The sequence below is a fragment of the Pseudoalteromonas sp. RB2-MNA-CIBAN-0110 genome, from assembly GCF_040309305.1.
Taxonomy (GTDB): Bacteria; Pseudomonadota; Gammaproteobacteria; order Enterobacterales; family Alteromonadaceae; genus Pseudoalteromonas; species Pseudoalteromonas arctica.
The window spans coordinates 156,324-176,877 of the sequence record NZ_JBEOOQ010000001.1 but is presented as its reverse complement, the minus strand read 5'-3'; the positions used below and the strand labels follow the sequence as shown (position 1 = coordinate 176,877).

The 20,554-nt window shown below is 38.6% G+C and carries 13 protein-coding genes; 12 read left to right on the top strand and 1 reads right to left on the bottom strand.

Annotated elements, in window-relative coordinates; translation table 11 throughout:
- Positions 1-207 precede the first annotated feature (207 nt).
- The 10 genes from AAEY68_RS00770 to AAEY68_RS00725 all read left to right on the top strand — a co-directional run bounded on the left by AAEY68_RS00770 (position 208) and on the right by AAEY68_RS00725 (position 15,914).
- Positions 208-1,014 (top strand): hypothetical protein, encoded by an 807-nt coding sequence (locus tag AAEY68_RS00770; RefSeq protein ID WP_350585344.1) that lies wholly within the window; start codon positions 208-210, stop codon positions 1,012-1,014.
- Entirely contained in the window at positions 1,014-5,780 is a 4,767-nt protein-coding gene (locus AAEY68_RS00765) for an RHS repeat domain-containing protein (RefSeq protein ID WP_350585343.1), read from the top strand. Before AAEY68_RS00770 ends, AAEY68_RS00765 begins: the two co-directional genes overlap by 1 nt.
- A gap of 14 nt (positions 5,781-5,794) precedes the next feature.
- Positions 5,795-6,184, top strand: a complete 390-nt coding sequence (locus AAEY68_RS00760) for a hypothetical protein (RefSeq protein WP_350585342.1) — start codon at positions 5,795-5,797, stop codon at positions 6,182-6,184.
- A gap of 573 nt (positions 6,185-6,757) precedes the next feature.
- Positions 6,758-7,732, top strand: coding sequence for a transposase (locus AAEY68_RS00755; RefSeq protein WP_350585341.1), 975 nt, complete (start codon positions 6,758-6,760; stop codon positions 7,730-7,732).
- A gap of 263 nt (positions 7,733-7,995) precedes the next feature.
- Complete coding sequence (locus AAEY68_RS00750) at positions 7,996-8,895, top strand: phosphotransferase (protein WP_350585340.1); 900 nt, start codon at positions 7,996-7,998, stop codon at positions 8,893-8,895.
- A gap of 203 nt (positions 8,896-9,098) precedes the next feature.
- Entirely contained in the window at positions 9,099-9,728 is a 630-nt protein-coding gene (gene upp / locus AAEY68_RS00745; protein ID WP_007580883.1) for a uracil phosphoribosyltransferase, read from the top strand.
- Positions 9,729-9,737: 9 nt separating this feature from the next.
- On the top strand, positions 9,738-10,976 hold the full coding sequence (locus AAEY68_RS00740) for a uracil-xanthine permease family protein (protein WP_007580880.1): 1,239 nt from the start codon (positions 9,738-9,740) through the stop codon (positions 10,974-10,976).
- Positions 10,977-11,121: 145 nt separating this feature from the next.
- Positions 11,122-12,867 carry an HAD-IIB family hydrolase gene (locus tag AAEY68_RS00735; RefSeq protein ID WP_350585339.1) on the top strand — a complete coding sequence of 582 codons (1,746 nt, stop codon included), beginning with the start codon at positions 11,122-11,124 and terminating at the stop codon, positions 12,865-12,867.
- The gene (locus AAEY68_RS00730) at positions 12,860-14,080 is read left to right on the top strand and encodes a glycosyltransferase family protein (RefSeq protein WP_002958673.1); all 1,221 of its coding nucleotides are present in this window, start codon (positions 12,860-12,862) and stop codon (positions 14,078-14,080) included. Before AAEY68_RS00735 ends, AAEY68_RS00730 begins: the two co-directional genes overlap by 8 nt.
- 55 nt (positions 14,081-14,135) lie before the next feature.
- Positions 14,136-15,914 (top strand): sugar phosphorylase, encoded by a 1,779-nt coding sequence (locus tag AAEY68_RS00725; protein WP_350585338.1) that lies wholly within the window; start codon positions 14,136-14,138, stop codon positions 15,912-15,914.
- 326 nt (positions 15,915-16,240) lie between these two features.
- Here the strand turns inward: AAEY68_RS00725 and AAEY68_RS00720 are convergent, their stop codons facing one another.
- On the bottom strand, positions 16,241-19,081 hold the full coding sequence (locus AAEY68_RS00720) for a TonB-dependent receptor domain-containing protein (RefSeq protein WP_350585337.1): 2,841 nt from the start codon (positions 19,079-19,081) through the stop codon (positions 16,241-16,243).
- 613 nt (positions 19,082-19,694) lie between these two features.
- On the opposite strand from AAEY68_RS00720, the gene AAEY68_RS00715 reads away from it, so the two are divergent.
- A complete protein-coding gene (locus AAEY68_RS00715; RefSeq protein ID WP_007580869.1) occupies positions 19,695-20,084 on the top strand; it encodes a cytochrome b562 in 390 nt (129 codons plus the stop codon).
- A gap of 82 nt (positions 20,085-20,166) precedes the next feature.
- Entirely contained in the window at positions 20,167-20,553 is a 387-nt protein-coding gene (locus tag AAEY68_RS00710) for an OsmC family protein (protein WP_024591728.1), read from the top strand.
- Position 20,554: the final 1 nt, after the last annotated feature.

The following is a 20,554-nucleotide window of genomic DNA, read 5'->3' as shown; positions in this document are numbered from 1 at the left end:
AGATATTTTTCTCGTTATCCACAAAGCTGTCTTACCTCAAAGTAGCCCATTAATAAAGTTAGTTGATATAAAATTAACTAAAAACAAGTATTTAATTTTTGTAACTATTCTGAATAAGTGAGCACATTTCATACTAAAAATTTAATTTACTATGTACCTATAAAGGTGTACTGTATGTTTAATTATTGTATATAAAAAGAAATTAAAATGAGGTTCTTAGTAGTTTTTTTGTTAATGCTTTCTTGTGTATTTGATTCGAAAGGAGCTATTATCGATCCTGCAATACCAGCCCCTTCGTTGGTTCCAACGCCAAGCAACTTTAGGTATGAAGAAAATAATGGTTCGTTGCGCATTATGTGGAATTGGTATCCCAATGATGGCGTAATTACACTACCGCCTAAACTTCCACCACCGGCTGAGTTATTCTCTGTTCCAAGAGAGGGTAACTATAAATATAGTATAGACGTTGAGATTGCAGAGCTTAGCAATAATAATATATACAGTATGCTTAGTAATGACTATAGATTACTAGGCAGTACAATTAGCAATAGTTACTTATACAACATGGCTGTTTTTTCAGCAGTTAAATTTAGGGTGAGAGCTAAAAGAACAGATACCTTTACTGATAGTTCTGTTTATTCCGCTTATTTATATAGCCCTCTAATCAATCGTCAAGTTAAGTTATCCGCTCCTTCTATATCACCGGATGGGGGTAATGTAATTCCAACAGATAACATAATTATTACGAATGCTCAGCAAGCAGTAATGAAATACGCTTTGATACCTCTCGAGTCTGATTGTTCCAGTGTAAATAACTGGCTTACCTATGTTGCACCTCTTTCTATTAACTCTAGTCGCCAGTTATGTGTGTTTGCAACTAAGATCGGCTCATTATCTAGTGATATAAAAGAGGCCGTTTATACGGTTAGTTCACCAGCAAATACAAAACAAATTATATTTATACATACGGATTTACTTGGTAGTCCAGTGGCTGAATCTCAGGGAGAGCAATAATGAAAAATTTTACTTATTATTTATCAACAATGTTATTAGCTCCGCTGTTTACTTTAGCGGCACAGCCTCCGGGTGGAGGTGATGTTGAGTTAATAGCGCCTCCATCTGAGTATAATTTAGAGCGTTTTGCCGTCAAGCGAGAGGTTGAGGCGCTTACAAGTAATTTAGCTGGTGAAAGTATTTCACTAGCTGATGGTTCACTCTCATTTACTGTCACTGACTTAAGTATTAAAACGAACTCACAGATCCCTCTAAATATTACACGGACATATAATCGGCTTACAGGTAAAAATGATAAATCCCCAGCACAGTTCGGTGATTGGGAGCTCGAGTTACCAAAAATAGAAGCTACTTACTTAAAAGGCAGCACTCGCTATAGCAATAATTATTATTCTAGTACAGCTTGTTCAAGTGCTTTATCTCCTGGCCCCATTTCATTTTATGGTGATGTTTATGAGCAGCATGAATATTGGAACGGAGCCGATGTGATTATACCTGGTGCTAGTGGGAAATTATTAGGTGGTTCTGGCCAGCATCGTTACCGAACCAAGCTCAATGCATCAATAAACTGTAGTAGTGAAAATGGTAATGAGTATTTTATTGTAAAAACGAGTGAAGGCTTAATTTATACTTTAGGTCATCGTATCGAAAAATTGGGGTTACCACTTGTAAAAACAAAACCTGCACAACGTAGTAAACTTGCTTACGTTGCAACAAAAGTTGAAGATAAGTTTGGCAATACGCTGCATTATATATTTGATGGTAGTAAATTGGAAAAAATCACATACCAACCTTCTGGCTCAGCCCATAGCGAAGACCTCGTTTCGTTTTCATATGAATCATCGGGACGCATAAATAAAATAACAAGCCAAGAGCAGGTTTGGGAGTATTTATATGAAGAAAAGTATGCAAATCAAAACCATAACTTAACAGACGTCATACTTCCAACAGGCCAAAGTTGGGAGTATGATTTTCCTGAGTTTATAAACTACGCGAGCAAGATATATGTAAAACCAAATTTTAATGTAGAAAGCTGTATATATAGCCACACTACTCCGCTATATGGCCCAGAAAGCTCCCTTAAAGTAAAACATCCTAACGGCGCCAACATAAGTTTTAACTACAAATTGACCGTACATGGACGAACGGAAGTCCCGGCAAAAAGTCAGCGTCATACTCGTCAAGGCAAGCCTATAAACTATAATGCTTGCTATGCTAATTTAGCAATTTCAAGTAAATCAATAGATATTAATGATGAACAATATGTTTGGACATATGCCTACAGTAATAATTATTCACACTTTAGTTCTGCAGGTTTAAGTAGTTCAGAAGTTAGTAGTTTCAGACGTGGTATTGCAATTATTGGAAACACTAAAGAAGTTACTTGTAATACTAAAAGTGATTGTTCCTCTATCCCAAGTGGTTTGGGGCTATCTGCTTATGACTTAAGGGTACTCAAGGTCACAGCGCCGAATAATAGTTATATTAACAGCTATATTAGTAAACGCTGGGATGAAACTGAAGGGCAGGTTATAGCTCAGGTCGAACATGGCCCAAATGGAGAAATAAATCAAAAAACATTGACTCAATATTGGAAGAGTAGTTTTAAAGGTAACAGTGGTATTGTCGATCCAATTTTAACCACGAATACAGACACTTTATCTTATATCGTAAAGGATAAAAGAGTTACTAAACATGTTAACAGTGACAGCTTTACTAAAAGTTATATCTATAATATTTATGATGCACCTGAGCAAGTTGTTCTAGCAGGGCCATCGGGTACTTTTTATAAAAAGCAGTTTTACCAGCATGACACTTTAAATTGGATTTTAAATTTACCTACCATCACCCAAGTATCAAGCGATGATCAAAACTATATAGAAACTAAACGCATTCAGTACAATGCTTTTTCGAATAGTTACTTTTCAAACCAACAATTACCGTCAAAAGAGTACCTATTTGGTCAACTACAACGTACTTTCACTGATTACAGCGCACAAGGCAATGTTGAGCGAATAGAGTTTAATTCAAATCGTTCAGTAGGCACTGGTAAGCGTTTTATTGAATATGCAAACTACAAGCGCGGTTTACCGCAGGTAATAACGGTGCCAAATAGGTCAACCACAGGAAGCATGAGTGCGGGTAGGGTAGTTGATAATAACGGGTGGGTAACTCGTACAACCGATTATAATGGCGTATCAACTAATTACACCTATGATGACATGGGTCGTATTAAATCCGTAGATTTAACAAATGATGCGGCTAATGGCAACTGGTACGACACGTTATATACTTGGGATAACGATACCAATACCCGCACTGCGTCAACATGTACGTTAAATAGTTCACGGACAGCATGTACAGGTAACGCTGTATTTAAAACCACAGAGTACTATGACAATTTATTGCGACTGACGAAAACAAAAAGCCAAGATTTAGCCAATAGCTCAGCAGCAAATAGTACCCGTTATCAGCGTTTCGAATATAACTATTTGAATCAACCAACGTTCCAATCTTATGCAAGCGCAAATATAAGTGAAAATAAAGGCACTACAACCGTCTATGACTCACTAGGTCGACAGCAAAGTGTTACAACAAGTGGATTAGGCACCATTAATTACGCCTATTTATCTGGTAACCGTATAGAAATAACGGATGCAAAAGGTCACGTAACAACCACAACCTATCAAGCCTTTGGTTCACCAAGTTACTCGCGCGCAATAAAAATAGAATCGCCTGAGAATGTAACCACCGCATTAGATATTGATATATTTGGTTTAACACATTCTATTACACAAGCTGGTGCTAATCAGTATGGAAATTCAACGAGTGTTACTGAACGTCGTTATTACGACAATAGTAAACAGTTATGTTTAACTACACGACCGGATGTAGGCAATACCCTTTATAAGCACAATGTAATAGGTGAACTCATCTGGAGCCAAAGTGGCGTTGCTAATACACAGTGTACAACTACAGCGCCGAGTGGGAGTACTTTTTATACATATGAAAACTTAGGCAGTCTTAAACAAGTTAACTACCCAGATGCTTCAGGCGATGTTAGCTACGAGCGCGATAACAACGGGAACGTTAAAACCTTAACAGCTGGTAATGTAATTCATCGTTATGAGTACAACAACCAAAATCGCCTCGAAGAAGAGCAGCTATTTGTGGGTAATGAACTACCTCTAATGCTTAATTATAAATACAATGCTTTGCAACAGCGTGAACAGTTAGGTTACCCAGATGGAACTATTGTAAACTTCAAACCCAATGGCTTTGGTGAGCCAACAGAAGCACAAGTGTATAAAAGTGGAAATGTTGATTTAAGTTTTGCGAAAAGTGCAAGCTATTATACTAATGGTACACTGAGTTCGTTTACGTATGGTAATGGTGTTAAGCATCAAACAACACTATATGCAGATAGCCTACTACCAAAACAACTTAAAGACACAGGCCCAGCTGGCAGTAATATACCTAGTACTGTTATGGCTTTAACATATGATTACGACAATAATGCAAATGTAACGTCGATTATTGATAGCCAAAACAGCGCCTATAGTTTAACTAATTTACAGTATGACGATCTTGACCGCTTAACCAGTACCACTGGGGCGGCAGGTATTGGGTCGAGTGAAATGCACTACGATGGGCTCGGTAACATTACGTACTATAAAAATAAGAATAAAACACTTAATTATACCTATGATTACGCTAAAAATCGTTTATCTAAAGTAACCGGCGTAAGTGGTCGATATGGCTCAATAGGTTACGATACCCGAGGTAACATCACTAATAATGGCGCATACACGCTGAGTTTTAACCGCGCTAATCAGCTTACTTCAGCCAAAGGCAACAGCTATTTATATGATGGTCATAACCGCCGCGTAAAACAGGCAGATGCTAACGGTACAAGTTATTCAATGTACAGCCAAGATGGTACATTGCTGTACAGAGAAAAAGGCGACACCATAACCGGCAGCGGCACTAACTATATTTACTTAGGTAAAAAACTGATTGCCAAATATGGTAATGTAACACCGCAAACAGTGAATGAAAGCCGTCAGCATGCTCGTCCATTTGGTGAATCGATAGAAGCCCCCAAAGATGATGTAGGGTACACAGGGCATAAATTCGACACCGACTTAGGGTTGAGTTATATGCAGGCACGATACTATGATCCAGTTATCGGGCGTTTTTATTCGAATGATCCGGTTGATGCTGTTAGCCACTTGAGCACTTTAAATGGGATTCATGGATTTAATAGGTATACATACGCTAATAATAATCCTTATAGGTACATCGATCCAGATGGAATGAAAGCCGGGGACCCGTTTGATACTCTAAAGGATGCAGCAGAAGATTTCGGTCAAACACATAACCAAGATTCTATAGATAGAGATGTTGAGTTAGGTTCATCTATTTATATTTATACCGATGAGAATGGAGATAAAAAGTATTCCTACAATGAGCCATCTGAAGGCGGGAAAATAGGTGTTAACCCCAATACTAAAGTTGAAAATGGTCAAAAGATAATATCAACCGTGCATTCCCATGCTGCTTATAAAAGGCCGAGTGATAACAAACCTTCTGACGCTGATATTGATACATTACTTGGGGATAATGATGAGTATACTACTACGCCTAATGGTTCCCTCATATGGTATAACAATGGTAAGAAAGATGGTTATACCACTCCGGGTTATGGGAAAGTTCAAGGGGTTTCTTTGCCAAGCGATAAGAATGATCCAACATCTAAGAAGTAAAAAAGGAGTGTGATATGCAAAAGAAAACATTATTTTGTAGTTTATATGTATGTTTTATTGTTTTTTGTGTTCTAAGTACCAACAGTAAAGCAAAAGAGAGGGGGAGAGTGGAATGGCAACCTTTTCAGGCAGATAAAACCATAACAGGAGAAGATGCTCAAAAAATCCTTGATGTTTTTAATAAATATGTTGATGTTGCTTCGCCCCTAGCTGAAAGTGAGTTGCATTCCATGCGTTATTATAAATTTTCATTTAAAGAGGATGAAAAACATATAATTATCAGAGTTAGCCACAACAGCAACCTAATAATGCAGGATCTGAATAAAAGGATAAAAGGTGGTGGTGGCGAATTTATAATTAATAGATTATCGAATGAAATAGTTTCTTATACATTAAGTAAATGAGTATGCGAAAGCTAAGGTTTATATCATTCTGCCTTTAATTTTTGAATTCAAAGCCTCGCACTCGCGGGGCTTTGTTTTATCTGGCTTATGTGACTTTGAGTTTGTTTTCAGACCAAATAAACAAGACACCCATCCTAACTAAAATAAACTAGACATATATGGACGCTCCCTTGAAGTCAAGACGAGCTAATGTATAAACATCAAAATTGATGCCTTTATTTTATTATCATGTATCTCATATCACAGTAATGATGCGTCACAAGCTTGCTAAAAAGCAAAGGTACTGACATATATTCGAGCTATGGTGTCATGGTTATCATGCGCCATGCGCCATGCTCCTAATGAGCTTTGTACCAAGGGACCTAAAAAATATTCACCCAAGCGAGATTAAATCTCGTGTCTTTATCTGGTTAACCTTGGTTAGCGTGCGCTTTTTATTTCATTATAAGTGAAGTACATACAGGATAAGTGTATGTTACGACTTAGAATAAACAAGACACCCATCCTAAATTTTGCACTTTTTAAAATTAAAGGCTAGCCTTTGTTTAGTGTAAAAAACAAGCAGGGTGTCTTATGGCAATCGCAAGAAAGCGTCAAGTAAGTTTGGTTGATACAAAATACTATCACTGTATTTCACGTTGCGTGCGTCGTGCTTTTTTATGTGGCGAAGACCGTTTTACAGGCAAGTCTTATGAGCATCGACGAGGCTGGGTTGAAGATAAGTTGCTCGTATTAGCAAAAATATTTTGTATTGATGTATGTGCTTATGCCGTCATGAGTAATCATACCCATTTAGTATTGTATGTTGATGATAAGAAAGCGAATAGTCTAAATGATAAAGCGATTATTATTCGCTGGCATAAACTCTGTAAAGGCACATTGCTAACGCAAAAATATGTACAAGGTGAAAAGCTAAGTAAAGTTGAACTCATCTTTTTCAATCAAACGGTTAAGCAATACCGAGAGCGCTTATCAAGTATCAGTTGGTTTATGCGGCTATTAAATGAAGACATTGCTCGCAGAGCAAATAAAGAAGATAACTGCACTGGACGGTTCTGGGAGGGGAGATTCAAATCGCAAGCATTACTAGATGAAGCAGCACTTGCAGCTTGTATGGCATATGTAGACTTAAACCCCATTAGAGCTAAAATAGCTAACACTCCAGAGGATTCAGGCCATACCAGCATCAAACAGCGACTAACATATGCAAAGGATGGTAAACAACCAAAACAACTCCTTCGCTTTGCAGGCATGTCACGTCAAATAATGCCAAAAGGGCTGCCGTTTGAGCTTAAATCGTACCTTGAACTTGTTGAATTAACAGGACGTTGTATACGAGAAGACAAGCGAGGGCATATTGAAAGTACACACTTGCCGTTACTAGAAAGGGTGAATATATCTCCAGAAAACTGGTTAAAGCTTACAACCCAATTTACGCGCGTATTTCATGGCGCAGTGGGCAGGCCAGCCTCACAAGAAGGTTATTGTGAAAACTTAAACCGAAAGCGCCGAGCGAATATCAGTAACTGCGAAAAGCTACTAGCATAAAACTTAAACTACTCAGTAAAACTATTCAGTAATAAATCACAACTGCACCATGCAGCCATTTTCACGCGTGCAATTTAGATTTAATAGGCTAATGACTTATTTAATGGATGAAATGGAAATAACCTGGTGTACTGACATAGTGATTTTGGCCACTATTTACATACAAACTTGTATAAAACAAAGCGGGGCTTTTTTATGCCTTAGTTTTATTAAAAACGTCCACTAATGTTAAACTACAAAAAACTTAATTACTTAATATAGCTATGGCATTTTATATTCCTTTATTACAACCTCACTTTAAGCACATTGAAATTGGCGATACGCTTACATCACTTTGGAGTGGATGTGGCAGTATTGTGCAGTGCCAGCTTGATGATGAGCCATGTGTTATTAAAGCTATTAAAATACCCAGTTATATACACCATCCTAAAATTAAACAAAGCGAATTTGCGCTTAAAAGAAAGCAGCATTCCTATAGTGTTGAATACACATTTTATAAGCTTTATAGCCAACATTTACCAGTACATGCGCAAAGTATTGAATGTATAGGTGCAATTAATAAAGACGATGAATACGCGCTGGTGTTTAAAAACTTTACCAAACATGGGTTTACTCAAGCAGGGCCACAACATGTTAAAGCTATATTAAGGTGGCTTGCACACTTTCATGCGTTTAACTTAAGTAAACCCGCTGATGGGTTATGGCAGCAAGGCAACTACTGGCATTTAAGCACGCGCCCAGATGAGTTTAATAAACTAAAAGATAACCTTGATAAAAAGTCCGATATTAAAAATGCTGCACATAAAATAGATGAGCAGCTACAAAGTTGTGCGTATAAAACGCTGATTCATGGCGATGCAAAACTTGCTAACTTTGCAGCTAATGAGCGCGATGAAATACTCGGTTATGATTTTCAGTATATAGGTGCAGGTTCTGGGATAATTGATGTAATGTATTTTATGACCAGTTGCTTAAGTGATGCACAATTACACGAGTGCGCTGATGAGTATCTTGCGTTTTATTTTGATAATTTAAAGGCTGCTATTACTACTTATCATCCTACAGCACCAGCAAGTAAAATAGCTGACGATTGGCTCGCTTTATGGCCTGCTGCATGGGCTGACTTTTATCGATTTTTAGCTGGCTGGAGCCCTGAGCATTAAAAAATAAATAGTTATATGCAACAGCAAGTAAACAGCTGGTTAGCGAGTAACATTTAATAAACACAACGGGTTGATTGCTTGCATAAATATCAAGCAAAACAATACATTTTGGCACGATGTATGAAAATCTCTTTAAAACTACAGGTCAAATGACCTTTTTTAATATAAAATACTGCAAATTCTTGTATCAGTAGGTTTATATCATGGCAATTCACGTTATTTCTCACCCTCTTGTTCAACATAAACTAGGCCTAATGCGAGCGCATGGTATTAGTACTAAAAGCTTTCGTGAATTATGTTCTGAAGTTGGAACCTTATTAACCTACGAAGCAACTAAAAACCTACAGTTAGAAGATAACGAAATTACAGGCTGGGATGGCAATAAATTAAAAGTAGAGCATATTAAGGGTAAAAAAATTACCGTAGTGCCTATTTTGCGTGCTGGTCTTGGCATGATGGATGGTGTTATGCAGTTATTACCAGCCGCTAAAGTAAGTGTGGTTGGTCTTGAACGTAACGAAGAAACACTAGAACCAGTACCATATTTTGAAAAGCTAGTAGGTAATATTGATGAGCGCTTAAGCTTAGTTATTGACCCTATGCTTGCAACGGGTGGCTCAATGATTGCCACAATCGATATGCTTAAAAAAGCAGGCTGTAAAGAAATCAAAGTAATTGTACTCGTTGCAGCACCAGAAGGTGTTGAAAGAACACTTACAGCACATCCAGATGTAGAAATATTTACAGCCTCAGTAGATAGCCACTTAAACGAAAAGGGCTATATTATCCCTGGTTTAGGCGATGCAGGCGACAAAATATTCGGTACTGTTTAGGAGTCTTAAGTGCAAAATAATGACACCTTTTCAATAAAAACTATTTTAACGGGCGCGCAAATGCTGTTTGTAGCATTTGGTGCATTGGTATTAGTGCCGCTTTTAACGGGCTTGGATCCTAATGTTGCGCTTTTTACCGCAGGCATTGGTACTTTGCTGTTTCAGGTAGTGACTAAAGGCCAAGTGCCTATATTTTTAGCTTCATCGTTTGCCTTTATTGCTCCTATTATTGCCGCTGTGCAAATGTGGGGAGTGCCGGCCACTATGGGCGGCTTAATGGTGGCGGGCTTTGCTTATATGCTTTTAAGTTTATTAGTAAAATTTAAAGGGGTTGCAACGCTTCATAAAATTTTACCGCCTGTGGTTGTAGGCCCTGTAATTATGGTTATTGGTTTAGCGCTTGCACCTGTTGCTGTAAATATGGCGATGGGTAAAAGTGGCGACGGCAGTATTCAAATTATTGATTACACCAGCGCTATTTATATTTCGTTGTTCTCGTTAGTGGTTACGCTTATTTTTGCAGTATGGGGAAAAGGCGTATTTAAGCTTATACCTATATTAGCAGGAGTTGTAGCGGGTTATTGTTTATCGCTTGGTATGGGCGTTGTGCAATTTGACGCAGTGACTAACGCACAGTGGTTTGCTGTACCAAACTTTACTTGGCCTGAGTTTAAATGGCAGGCTATTTTGTTTATGGTACCTGTAGCAATAGCACCTGCAATTGAGCATATTGGCGATATGATGGCTATTAGCCAAGTAACCAATAAAGACTTTTTGAAAAAGCCTGGGCTTCACCGTACTTTGTTTGGTGATGGCCTTGCGACTTCTGCGGCATCATTATTTGGTGGCCCGCCTAACACTACTTACTCAGAAGTAACGGGGGCAGTTATGCTTACCAAAAACTTCAATCCTAAAGTAATGATGTGGACAGCTGTTATTGCCATTATTTTAGCGTTTGTAGCTAAAATGGGATCTGGTTTGCAAACTATTCCTGTGCCAGTAATGGGCGGAATTATGATCCTACTTTTTGGCTCTATTGCTGTAGTGGGTTTAAATACACTGGTTAAGTCGGGCGATGATTTAACCGCGCCGCGTAACTTAAGTATTGTTGCGCTTATTTTGGTGTGTGGTATTGGTGGTATGCATATTGGTGGTAGCCAATTTAGTTTAGAGGGCGTAAGCCTCTGCGCTATTTTAGGAATAGTACTTAACTTAGTATTACCAAAAGCAGAACCTGAAAAAGTTTAATTTTGCACATTAGCTAAATAGATTGCACCATAATAGCGCATTTTTAATGCGCTATTTTTTTAACTTGTTAATAAATATACAAAAATAATAATGGTCTAGTATCTGCATTTAACTTCCAGAACGCATTGTATGCAAAGGAGTTACTATGTCAGAGGCCAATATTGTGGATATAACCCCGTTTTTAGCAAAACACCAACTGCCTTTAAAGTATCAATATTTGAGTGAGCAATATTTTGTTCCACTCGCGCATGACATCCTCGAATCTAAAAAAACAAATACTCCTATTTTTGTTGCCATAAATGGATGCCAAGGCTCAGGAAAAACAACACTCGCTGATTTTTTAGTTACCTGGTTTTCTAAAAACACACCACTTAACAGTGTTGCATTGTCGATTGATGACTTTTATTTAGCAAAACAAGCACGTAGTGAACTTGCCAAAGACGTACATCCTCTTTTTACTACTCGCGGAGTACCGGGTACTCACGATGTAGCGTTAATGAATAGCACAATAACTAACTTACTGGCAGGAGAGGTAAACGTACCGCTTCCACGTTTTAATAAACACGAAGACGACTGCGTGCCAGCAAGTGATTGGCTAACAAACGAAAAGCCAGTTGATATTGTTATTTTAGAAGGGTGGTGTGTGGGCAGTGAGCCACAACCGTTGTTTTCATTGAGTGAGCCGCTTAACGAGTTAGAGCAACAATTTGATAAAGAAGGCGTTTGGCGCCGCTGTGTAAACAGCTGTTTGGCAAACGAATATAAAGCCGTTTTTAACCTAATTGATTATACCGTTATGCTAAAAGCACCGAGTTTTAGTGATGTTTTTACATGGCGACAAGAGCAAGAACAAAAGCTAATAGCCAAAAAAGGTGAAGGCTCAGGCACCATGACTAACGAGCAATTGGTGTATTTTATTTCTCATTTTGAGCGCATTACGCGTGAGAACTTAAACACACTGAGCGCTAAAGCAAATGCTTTAATTGAACTTGATAGCAACCGAGATATTAGCGGTATGCACCTAACAAGTGATGACACACTTCAACCCATTATTTTTACAGATTTGGACGGTACATTACTCGATCACGCCGATTACAATACAAATAATATCAGTGAGTTATTACAGCAGCTGCAAAATGCGCATATTCCTGTGGTGTTTAATACCAGCAAAACTTTTTGCGAAGTTATAGAGCTTAAAAACGATTTAAATATTCAACAGCCTTTTATTGTTGAAAACGGTGCAGCGGTATTTATTCCAGAAGATTATTTTGAACTTAAGCCTATTGGTTGCAAAAAAATAGGCGCTTACTGGTGCTACGCAATGGCAAAGCCGCTATCGAGTTTATTAGATGATCTAAATACTTTAAAGGCAGATTACAAAGCACATTACAAATTGTTTAGTGACTTATCGAGTGAGCAAATATCAGAACTTACTGGCCTCGATGATGCGCAAGCAAGACGCGCACAAACCCGCGATTATTCAGACCCTCTTTATTGGTATGGCAATGACGAATTACTCACAGCCTTTGTAAACGATGTTGAAGCACTCGGTTACGATATAAAAATTGGCGGGCGCTTCATTCATATTGCCAAAAATACCGATAAAAGCGCTGGACAGCAGTGGTTAGTTAAACAGTTTACTCATCATTTCAGAAAGCCTCTCACGGTCATTGCATTGGGTGATAGCGATAACGATAAGCAAATGTTAGAGCATGCAAATATCGCCATTATTATCGCTAATCCGGCGAGTAAAAAACCGGTTAAATTGTCGCACAACAAAGCACGATACTCTCAATCGCCAGCACCGCTGGGCTGGATTGAAGAAATAACATCGTTGCCGTGCATTAGCAGTATTTTAAGTATTTCTGAGGAGCAAACATCTCATGGCTGATTTTTATCAAAATGGCATTATTACAACATTACATAATATTGCCGACAGACCAATAGAAGATCTAGAAAAAGAGCTACTTACTTTTAGCAAGCAGCGCCCAATGGGATTAATACTTCCTTCGTTATTTAGTGAACTCGAAGGCCCTGCACTGCAAAATATAGTTAGCGAATTACGCGAAGTACCGTATTTATCGCAAATTACCATAGGTTTAGATAGAGCCGACGAAGCACAGTACCGCCATGCACTTGGTTTTTTTAAAGAGCTAAACCAAAACCATAAAGTATTATGGAACGACGGCCCACGCTTACAAGCACTTGATAAAGAATTACAAGAGCTAGGCGTTGCACCGCGTGAGCTGGGTAAAGGCCGTAACGTGTGGTACTGCATGGGCTATAAATTAGCAACAGCGGAAGTGGAATCTATCGCGCTGCATGATTGCGATATTTTAACCTACGACAGAAGCTTACTTGCTCGCTTAATTTACCCCGTTGCGCATCCGCGTTTTAACTATGAATTTTGTAAAGGATTTTACCCGCGTACTGCTAATGGCAAAATTAATGGCCGTGTATCGCGCTTATTAGTAACGCCACTGCTTCGCTCGTTTAAAACAATTTTAGGCAATACCGACTACCTTGAATATATGGACTCATTTAGATACCCACTTGCAGGTGAGTTTTCGTTTAGACGCGATGTTTTAAACGATATTCGCATTCCAAGTGACTGGGGCCTTGAAATAGGCGTACTGAGTGAAATGTATCGTAATTACTCCCATAACCGCTTATGCCAAGTAGATATTGCAGATAATTACGATCATAAGCACCAAGAACTTTCACTTGATGACCAAAGCGCAGGCTTGTCTAAAATGTCGATTGATATTACTAAGGCATTGTTTAGAAAGCTGGCAACACAAGGTGTTACTTTTACCAGCGAAACAATTCGTTCATTAAAAGCGACTTACTACCGTATCGGGCTAGATTTTATTGAAACCTATCACAACGATGCGTTAATGAACGGGCTAACGCTTGATGTACACCAAGAAGAAAAAGCAGTAGAAATGTTTGCACAAAATATTATGGAAGCAGGGCAACACTTTTTAGAAAACCCAATGGAAGCGCCATTTGTGCCAAGTTGGAACCGTGTTGTATCAGCAATGCCAGATGTACTTGAGCGCTTAAAAGAAGCCGTAGAGCTAGATAACGAAGAATATAGTTAACCTGCGTGCAGGTAAACTAGCCTATAAGTCTAAACAATAAATATTAGGGGCGCATGTGAGCACAGTTAGCGAATTATTTTTACAACGAGTAGAGCAACATCTTCATATTATTTATGAGGGTGTTGAGCTGCCTTTATCGGTTACTGAGCTTGCTCAGCAACTCATTAAAATTATATTAGGTAGCAATGCACTGCGCGACCCGACACCCCATACAAACCGATGGGATGAACAAGATATAGTATTGATTGCTTATGGCGACTCTATTATTAAACACGATGATAGTGAATTTGCTGTATCGAGCCCAATGGAGGCACCGCTTAAAACACTACACCGGTTTATAAAAGAGCAATGTGATATGCAGTTAAATGCGCTGCATATATTGCCATTTTACCCGTATAGCTCAGATGAAGGCTTTGCCGTAATGAACTACGTGCAAGTGAATGAATCGTTAGGTGATTGGGGAGATATTCAAAACATCGCTAAAGACGTAAAGTTAATGGCAGATTTAGTTATTAACCATTGCTCAAGCAGAAGCGTATGGTTTGAGAACTTTTTAAACGATTTACACCCTGGTAAAGACTACTTTAAAACGGCCAGCTTAACGGATGATTTAAGCCAAGTTGTACGCCCGCGTACGTCATCGTTATTAAATACTGTAACAACGCCAAGCGGCGAAAAGCACGTATGGTGTACGTTTAGTCACGATCAGGTTGATTTTGACTTTGGCAATCCCGATGTACTTAAAGAATTTGTGGGAATAATTAGGCATTATTTAGACAATGGCGTACGTTTATTTAGACTCGATGCGGTTGCATTTTTGTGGAAACAGCTTAATACAAGTTGCATTAACTTGCCGCAAACACATGAAGCCGTAAGGCTCATGCGAACACTTATTGAGCACGCAGAGCCCAGCGTAGTTATAATTACCGAAACCAATATTCCAAACCAAGAAAACCTATCGTACTTTGGTAACGCCAACGAAGCGCACAGTATTTATAACTTTGCATTGCCGCCATTGTTGCTACACACATTGCTTAGTGGCGATAGCACCGCAATTAAACACTGGATGATGAGTATGCCGCCTGCGCAAAATGGTACGGCATACTTTAACTTTATAGCCTCGCACGATGGAGTAGGGCTCAGACCAATTGAAGGTTTACTACAAACTAGCGAAGTGGCATCACTAGTAAGTACAACCATGCAGTTTGGTGGTCGTGTATCTATGCGTACAAGTAACGATGGCACACATACACCGTACGAGCTAAATATTGCTTTATTTGATGCACTGCAAGGGACGCACAATGGCCCCGATAAGTTTGGCCTTGAGCGATTTATGTGTGCTCACGCAATTATGTTTGCGCTTGAAGGTATCCCAGGGCTTTATATTCATAGTTTGTTGGGTACAACTAACGACTATGACCGATTTGAAAATTCACAGCATAATCGCGCTATAAACCGCCATCGTTGGCAAGAGTCAAAGCTATTGGCGGCGATTGGTGAAAAGTATAGTCATCATCATAAAGTGTTTAACGGCATAAAAAGCTTATTGGCAGTACGCAAAAAGCAAAGTGCCTTTCACCCAAATGCTACACAGTTTACGCTGCATTTAGCGGGGGGATTATTTGGTTTTTGGAGACAAAGCATTGACAGGCGCCAAAGCATATTTTGTGTTTATAACATTAGCGATAAACCACAAACACTCACATTGGCCGACTTAAACTTAATTAACACCCAAAAGTGGTTTGATTTGGTGGCAGATAAAACGATTGAAGAAAGCCAATTAACGATAGAGCTAGAACCATACCAAAGCGTGTGGCTGAGTAATATTAAATAAAGTGTATAAAAAAGGCTCGCACTGCGAGCCTTTGTTTTAACTAGGGCGTGTTGATCTTTGTGGATTGAAATTTGTTCAATCTAGGGGCGATTAAATCGCGACGCGAGGTTTGTAACCTAGTGGGCTAAGTAAAAACCGAGCAACAAAGAGTTAATAGTCCCTAGAAAGAACCCTTCGGGCAGCGCATGTTTGGTATTTATGCTGCGTTATCGCCTATTTATGGGGAATAACCACACTACATAGGCTCTGCTTTGCCTAAAAACCAAACATACTGCTGCAAATTCACCCACCAATGATCAACACGCCCTAATAAATTATTTTATTAATTATAAGCTGTAGCTTAAGTTAATGTAGCCAAAGCGGCCAATGTTATCGTAACTTGCGCTACCCGCGCTTGTACCACGTGAACCGTACGGAAGTTTACGGTTAAATACGTTATCAACACCTACTTTAACGCCTAAACCGCTATCGAAGTTATAACCAACAGTCATATCGGTAATAAAGTATTTACCGTAAGACATTTGATTACTTGGATTTGGGTTGTTTTCAAGTTCAACATTTGTGTATAAATCGACTTCACTTAAAAAGCGTGTTTCAACTGTTGAGAAAAAGTTGTCCATAACATAACTTACAGATAAGTTAGTTTGCCACTTAGCTTCACCTGTAGTACCTGCGTATTCAATGTAGTTACTAGGGTCGTCTTGGAACGGGTAATCTTTACGTTCAATTAAGTAAGTACCAATTAAGCGTGTTTTAAAGCTACCTTCAAACGCGTCAAAATCGTAACCTAGTTCAAAATCTATCCCTGATGCTTTTTGGCCAGCAACATTTAATACAGAGTTTTGAATTAAAGTAATTTCACCATTAGCATTACGTGTAATTAAGTTACAGTACTGATTGTTTATACCTGTTGCGCTATCTACACAGCGATCAAGAATGTCTTGCGCGTTAATTGTGTCAATTGCATCTTCAAGTTCAATTTCCCAGTAATCAATAGTAAGTAGCGCGTTTTCTAAAAACTCTGGTTGGTAAACAATGCCTACAGTTGTACTTGTTGACTCTTCGCCTTTTACATCGCGGTTACCACTGCTTAAACCATCTAATGACGCTGAATCGTAATCTGAGTTAAAGTCACTCGCTACGCCTAATGCGGCACAGTTTGCAGTACGTGTTGCACCGTTTGATAAGTCACCTAAGTTTTCAGCGCGACACGGGTCGTCTACATTGTAGAAAGTTTGGCTTGCTGCACCAAATACTTCACTAATGTTTGGAGCACGAAGTGCTGCAGATTGAGTTACACGTACACGTAGCTCATCATTTACAGTCCAATCAAGGCCAAGTTTCCAGCTAGTTGCTTCGCCAATCGTACTGTAGTCAGCATGACGTACTGCAGTATCAAACACTAAATCTTGAATCAGCGGCAAATCAGTTAAAATTGGCATCGTCGCTTCAAAGAATACTTCGCGAACATTAAACGAGCCCTTATCTTCGCCCAGTGCGTTAAAGAAAGTACCTGCTGCATTATCTGGCTCTTTTGTTTCGCTTTCTTCTTTACGGTACTCAGCACCAAATGCAACACCTACATAGCCCGCTGGTAATTCAAAAATAGCGCCATTAGCAAGTGAGCCAGAAATAACTGTTTGCTTAATAGTTGATGTGCCAACAGATACCGTATTAATGTAATCAATGGCTTGTTGAGATGGCGAACCAAACCCCATAATATTTACAGGAACACAGCCATCAGCTTGGGCTGCAGCACTACGACATACTACGTTACCATTTGTATCTTCAACTGCATCAAGTGCATTAAAGTAGTTGGCTACAATCATGTTAGCGCCGTTTTCACGCTCTAGATCAGTTTGGCCATAAACAACTGATGTATCTAATTCCCAATCTTCAAATACAGTACCTTTTAAGCCGGTAACAAAGCGCGTTGTTTCACGCGTATTGTTTTCAATGCGGCGGCCAAGGTCGGTCATCATGCGGTTAACCATGATCGAATCAACACCTTCCTCTTCCATACGTGCTTTAATGGCTGGGTCTAGGTAAGGGTTGTCGATTTTGATGCTGTTTTCATCGTCAAAGAAGAAAAACGCAGGTTGACCTATGCTTTCGCCTTGGCTGTTTACGTATTTTGCATCAAAGTAAATGTTTAAGTCGTCGGTAACATCGTAGTTAACTTTAAAGTTTACGTTGTAGCGCTCAAACTCAGGTTGAATCTCTTCAAATTGACCAAGGTTAAACGAATCACAGTTTGCACACGACAAGCCATCTACATTATCACCTATGTATAAGTCGCGAGCGCTGCTGTCGGCGTTAAAGCTATTAGTATATCCATCTTCAAGTGCATAAACACCGGCGTTATTAATAGCGTAATAACCAGCATTAGGTGTTAAGATTTTATCAGGGAAAGCTGCGCTATCTTTGTTTGCATCTGTTTGGGCTTGATTACGTAAACTACTAAACGAAGTGCTAGTCCAAGGGTGATCAAGCGCGTTTAATGAATCCTGGCCTGAGTATTCAATAGCAAAAGCTGCATTACCACGATCGTTATCAAAGTTAGAGCCGTATGAGAACGTCACTTTTTCGTTGTTGTAGCTGCTTAAATCGGCAAAACCACGTGTAACGCTAAAGTCCATGCCTTCAATGTTGTCTTTTAATATAAAGTTAACAACACCTGTTACCGCATCAGCACCGTATACAGCAGATGCACCACCAGTAATTATCTCTACACGTTCAACCCATACACTTGGAATAGTGTTGGTATCTACAGATTGAGAACCTGCAGAGCTTGATACATGACGCTTGCCATTTACAAGTACCAAAGTACGATCTGTACCCATGTTACGTAAATCAAGAATATTTAAACCCGCAGTACCAATAAAGCGGCCTGAGTTAGCCATAGAATATGTATTGCCAAGTGCAGGTAAGTTATTTAGCGCTTCACCAATGTTTACAGCGCCAGTGTTCATTAGCTGCTCGCCACTGATAACTGTAACCGGTGCAGGCGCAATAGCACCTTCACGTAAAATACGTGAACCCGTTACTTCAACACGTTCAATTTTTGTTGCTTGCTCATCTTGTGCAAGCACAGAATTACTTGCTGTTGCAGCAGCAGTAATTAATGCACATTTAATGCTAGTAGAAAGTAAATTATGACGTTTCATTTGATTCCCAGAGAACATTTTATAGTAATTAAATACAATGTAGTTTTATCCAAATACAGTTTGTATTTGGATAAAGCCCTATAACTTTTTTATGAGGGCGGCGATTATTGCATGCTGATTATTTTATTAAAAGCAGCTAACTCACTGTAAAATAAGCAACTTGAAATAACCTGAAGAACTTTTATTGTGTTTTTTGGTATTAATTACAAAGGCCCTTTAAATGATTTACTGAGGTGTTTTTACATTTAGTTTTTCTTATGTACTTTAGTTATTAACATTGGTTTTTATTTGTTAAATTTTCAGTTGTTTTTTAAGTCAATTTTTTGCAGTTTATAATTATTCATATATAAATTTTTATTTATATGAAGTTGCCAGCGAGTGTTATATGTACTTATTTGTAAAGGTTATGTGTGTTATTACTCTTTTAAAGTGATTTTTATTAGGTGTTTTTTATTCAAAAAAATCGTTATTTGAATATTTTTCACTATTGCGGCTTTAAAATGATTAATTTGTAAACCCCCTTTACAGCTCAAAGTGCTCATAACAGCTCGTAAAGTTACTTTGCTACGTAAACTTGATACAATTTAGGTGTTTTTAATTAATAGGTTTGACCATGAAGTATTTAGTTATTATTTTTACCTTTGCGTTTAGTTCAATGTCTTTTGCGCAGCAAGAAGTCGATCTTGAAGTAAATATGAAAAACACGGGCCTTGCATATAAACAAGCGGTGCAGGCAACTCAACTTAGTGAATTTAATACTGCGATTGATGAATTTATAAAGCTGGTTAAAGTGAGTAAAACAGGTAAGTTTTACAAAAAACCTGAGCAGTCATTGCAGGGCCTTGATAAAGTGATTGCTCAAGCTGAACTTGCAAAAAAAGCAGCAAACGAGCAGGGGCTAAGTGCGGCAAAAGAACCACTGAAAAATATAGATAATTTACGTAAAAAATATCATGAGTTACACGAGCCTCCAGGGTTCTTTGAATTACTGTTCGGTTCATAAACCTAGACTATATGTATCTTTAGTAGCTACTTTTAAGCTAATTGCGTTAAGGTATCTGCAGCAATAAATATAAGGAAACACAATGGAAATTTCAGTTTCAATGTTAGAAGGCCAAAAGCAAAGCGCTAAATTTGGCGACCTAGAAGTAATAAGCGATCAAAGCGTAAACGCTGGTGGCAATGCAGAGTATCCAGAACCGTTTGATTATTTTTTAGTAAGTATGGTTTTATGTGCAGGTTTTTATGCGCGTAAGTTTTGCGAGCAGCGTGATATTTCAACGCAAGGTATGACGCTTACTCAAAATAACGAAAATGTAGATGACAACGGTAAAAAGCTATTTTCAATTGAGATTAACTTACCAGAAGGTTTCCCTGATAAATATAAAAAGGCGCTTATTGCAGCCGTTAATACCTGTACGGTAAAAAAAGTAATTCAGGCAGTGCCAGAGTTTTCAGTAGTGGTAAAATAGT

Coding starts and splice junctions, on each gene's coding strand:
- AAEY68_RS00760 (WP_350585342.1), top strand. CDS start 5,795: ATGCAAAAGAAAACATTATTTTGTAGTTTATATGTATGTTTTATTGTT.
- AAEY68_RS00770 (WP_350585344.1), top strand. CDS start 208: ATGAGGTTCTTAGTAGTTTTTTTGTTAATGCTTTCTTGTGTATTTGAT.
- AAEY68_RS00720 (WP_350585337.1), bottom strand. CDS start 19,081: ATGAAACGTCATAATTTACTTTCTACTAGCATTAAATGTGCATTAATT.
- AAEY68_RS00730 (WP_002958673.1), top strand. CDS start 12,860: ATGGCTGATTTTTATCAAAATGGCATTATTACAACATTACATAATATT.
- AAEY68_RS00750 (WP_350585340.1), top strand. CDS start 7,996: ATGGCATTTTATATTCCTTTATTACAACCTCACTTTAAGCACATTGAA.
- AAEY68_RS00715 (WP_007580869.1), top strand. CDS start 19,695: ATGAAGTATTTAGTTATTATTTTTACCTTTGCGTTTAGTTCAATGTCT.
- AAEY68_RS00735 (WP_350585339.1), top strand. CDS start 11,122: ATGTCAGAGGCCAATATTGTGGATATAACCCCGTTTTTAGCAAAACAC.
- AAEY68_RS00755 (WP_350585341.1), top strand. CDS start 6,758: ATGGCAATCGCAAGAAAGCGTCAAGTAAGTTTGGTTGATACAAAATAC.
- AAEY68_RS00710 (WP_024591728.1), top strand. CDS start 20,167: ATGGAAATTTCAGTTTCAATGTTAGAAGGCCAAAAGCAAAGCGCTAAA.
- upp (WP_007580883.1), top strand. CDS start 9,099: ATGGCAATTCACGTTATTTCTCACCCTCTTGTTCAACATAAACTAGGC.
- AAEY68_RS00765 (WP_350585343.1), top strand. CDS start 1,014: ATGAAAAATTTTACTTATTATTTATCAACAATGTTATTAGCTCCGCTG.